Source organism: bacterium (assembly GCA_040755795.1).
Taxonomy (GTDB): domain Bacteria; phylum UBA9089; class CG2-30-40-21; order CG2-30-40-21; family SBAY01; genus JBFLXS01.
This window is the reverse complement of the sequence record JBFLXS010000429.1, coordinates 1-3,247: the sequence shown is the minus strand read 5'-3', so window position 1 is coordinate 3,247 and position 3,247 is coordinate 1. Positions and strand designations below refer to the sequence as shown.

General features: G+C 40.0%; 6 protein-coding genes. All 6 read left to right on the top strand.

What is annotated here, in order from left to right; genetic code table 11:
- Nucleotides 1-231: hypothetical protein (locus AB1414_17880; GenBank protein MEW6609284.1), on the top strand; the 231-nt coding region annotated here is incomplete at its 5' end.
- 336 nt (nt 232-567) lie between these two features.
- Nucleotides 568-1,536, top strand: coding sequence for a hypothetical protein (locus AB1414_17875; protein MEW6609283.1), 969 nt, complete (start codon nt 568-570; stop codon nt 1,534-1,536).
- Nucleotides 1,537-1,674: 138 nt separating this feature from the next.
- The gene (locus tag AB1414_17870) at nt 1,675-1,920 is read left to right on the top strand and encodes a hypothetical protein (protein MEW6609282.1); all 246 of its coding nucleotides are present in this window, start codon (nt 1,675-1,677) and stop codon (nt 1,918-1,920) included.
- A 7-nt stretch (nt 1,921-1,927) separates the two neighbouring features.
- Nucleotides 1,928-2,140, top strand: coding sequence for a hypothetical protein (locus tag AB1414_17865; GenBank protein MEW6609281.1), 213 nt, complete (start codon nt 1,928-1,930; stop codon nt 2,138-2,140).
- Nucleotides 2,141-2,522: 382 nt separating this feature from the next.
- A complete protein-coding gene (locus tag AB1414_17860) occupies nt 2,523-2,792 on the top strand; it encodes a hypothetical protein (protein MEW6609280.1) in 270 nt (89 codons plus the stop codon).
- On the top strand, nt 2,759-3,097 hold the full coding sequence (locus AB1414_17855; protein ID MEW6609279.1) for a type II toxin-antitoxin system VapC family toxin: 339 nt from the start codon (nt 2,759-2,761) through the stop codon (nt 3,095-3,097). The genes AB1414_17860 and AB1414_17855 overlap by 34 nt, the downstream gene beginning before the upstream one ends.
- Nucleotides 3,098-3,247 lie beyond the last annotated feature (150 nt).

Below are 3,247 nucleotides of genomic sequence, written 5' to 3'. Positions count from 1 at the left end.
TTCCTACTTTCAGGAGGAAATAGTAGGCAAGTAGGTAGTAGGAAAGGGATAAAGGATGTGCACGGTATTCCTCTTCTGGGGACAATGTCTCCCCTTTCCTACTTCCCTACTCTCCTACTTTCCTACAAGCTGAATAGTTACATTTTACCAGTGGCAGTTTCTATCGTGATATTAATCATCACCGGGTATGTGCTATTGAAGATAAGACCAAAGACTGAAGACAGAAGATAAGAGGAGAAGAAGATGAGAAGACAGATTTCAAAAATCGAAAATCGAAAATTTATACTTGCATTTCATTACCCTTCCCAATGAGAGATGAACAATTTTAATAATTTCTGTGACAATGCATTACCGTGTACCAGCCCAATCTTGCAAAGAAAGGTGGTGAAAAAGTTTCTCCAAAATTATTGCCGGGCAATCGTATAAGGGAAAGAAAAAGTGTAAGCAAAGGGGATAAGGAGATAGAGGAGAGGAGGAGATATTTTTTAAAATCAATCTCTATATCTCCAATATCACCACATCTCCATTTTTACACAGACAAAAAATTAAAAAGGAGGATGAAAGAAAATGAAAAGGACACTAATTTCGTTAATGTTGTTAGTTGGGCTAATTATCAGCCCTACATCTGCCTTTACAGCACAAATTTACGGGGCAGATGCGGTTCTTACTCCACAGGTTGGTGACCTTATGGGTGGTTTAGGCTGTTTTGTAGGAGGTAAGTTACCAGGTCAGTATGATTGGACGATAGGCAATTGTGTCCCTGGTGGTACTCCAACAGATGATATGGTGTTTTCCACCAATGATGATGGTTGGCAGGAAAGGATGCGCATTACCAAGGAAGGCAATGTCGGTATCGGGACAACAGAGCCGAGTTACAAGCTTCATGTTGCAGGTGTATCTGGACCAGATACCGCTGAATTTACAACAACTGGGGAGACTTCGAGAATCTGGTTAAATGCTACAGGTGTAGGTGGACGAAACTGGGGTTTAGAATCAACAAGTGGTAAGTTTAATATTACAGACGCCACTGCAAACGCAAATCGGGTTACGGTAGATACAAGGGGCAATGTCGGCATCGGGACGACGATGCCAACGGAGTCGAAACTATTTGTCGAAACAGATAGTGCACAGAATGCCATTGTAGCCACTACGGTTAATGCTCCGTGGCATGCAGTTGCTAACTTTTGGGCTAAGGATAGCAACTACGGGGCTGGGGTACTGACTGTCGATGCTTCGCGAGGAGATGATCCTGGCTATTACTTGTTTGTCGCACGTAACAATCGTGCCAGTACGGTTCAGGGTAAGTTCGTCATTCGTGGAGACGGCAATGTCGGCATCGGGACAACGATGCCAAATTACAAATTAGATGTCGAAGGCTATGTGCAGGCACATGGCTATTATACAGGCGATATTACCTTCCAGAAAGATGGTCATCAGCTCTGGCGGATGTTTGAGGATGAAGAAGGATTGTACTTAGAAAGCCTGAAGACTGGTAAGGTTTACAGATTTCTCTTGCAAGAGGTAGTGAACAAGTAGGAGGAATTAGTAGTTATCAGCAAGACTGGTGGTAATCTCAGAATTCAGGTCTCGAATTTTGGCAGCATCACTAAATTCGCAAACTTTCTACAGGACTTTTTTCAACAGAAATTCGAGACCTGAATAGGAGGGCAAGAAATGAACGAATGGATTATTGCATGTGTCACTATTTTTGGAACCGTAGCATTGGTATCAGGAGTGGTGGCATATGTATTCAATGGAACCAGAACATTAGTTCGAGAAATGCATGCAACAACTAAAGAAATACACGCAACACTTGTAGAAATTCACAAGGAAGGTGAACAGCGACATCAGGAAGTAATTCAGCAACATCAGGATATAGTTGAATTATTAAAGAAGGGTTTTAGAATAGCGGCAACATAAGGTAATATTGGGCAATGTTGTCATCGGGACGACGGAGCCGACTTACAAATTAGATGTAGAAGGTGATGTGCAAGCACATGCATACCACACCGGTGACATTTTCTTCCAAAGAGATGGTCAAAATCTCTGGCGAATGTTTGAGGATGAGAATGGACTATACTTAGAAAGCCTTAAAACTGGTAAGGTTTACAGATTTGTATTGCAAGAGGTGGAGAAGTAGTTGTAGGTGATAAAGCAGGTAAAATGGTTTGAACATTGACCGGTAGGGGGTGTTCTTTTGAGCATCTTCTATTGGTAGTTTCACCTCACGACTTTTAGGATAACCTTCGATTTTTTCAAAACTCGTGAGGTTTTCATCCTAAAAGTCGTGAGATTTTGGCATAAACCAAAATTTTTAATGGACTTATCGGCAGAAATATGCTATTCTATAGCCACAGAGGACACAGAGAAATTAAAAAAGAATTATCTCTGTGAACTCTGTGTGCTCTGTGGCAAATCAATCTAATATAGCTCGCATAAAAATCCACAATCTTTATAAAGCCGGGCGTAGATTTATGCAGGAGGATGAAAATGAGAAGTAAAACTCAAGGAGGTGATGAAAATTGTTAACAGTGCAACCAACTGAGGAGGCAGTAATTACTTTACCAAGAAATATCTGTAACATGCTGGGATTATACGAAAGAGAAGATGTGGAAGTTGAGGTGAAGGACAAAATGCTTTGTATTTATAAGGTGAATCGAGATGAGAAAGATGTTAAAGATTTAGAAAGATTCAAAAGGGCAAAAGGTAGTTGGAAAGGAGTCAATGTTAATCTTATCTATAAGGAGTTATTTGAGTCATGGAAAAAGTGGCAACCCAAAGAATTTGTATAGATACAGATGTGATAATTGATTATTTAAGAGATGCTCCAGTCTATGGAGATGTGTTATCCTGGGTGCTTGAGGAATATGAATGCTATGTTTCTCCAGTTACTACTTACGAACTCTATTATGGGGGTTTCTACTCCGGAAAGATGGAAGGAGTTAGAGATGTGCTTTCTTCCTTAACATTTCTTCCTTGGTATGATAAATCTTCAGAAGAAGCGGCAAGGATTCATGTGGATTTAGTTAAACAAGGGCTGGATATTGGGGTAAAGGATATCCCAGTCCTGAAGAGTAAAAAATCTCGACCTATGTAATCAATGTAAAATGGACAATGTAAAATGAGAAATGTCCAATGAAAATGTATAACTGAAAGGTAATGAGTCTTGCGAAGTACTAAAATTTCCCATTTTTCATTTCCTATTTTACATTTTACATTTATTTTTCCTTTGCGTCTCTGCGATGAA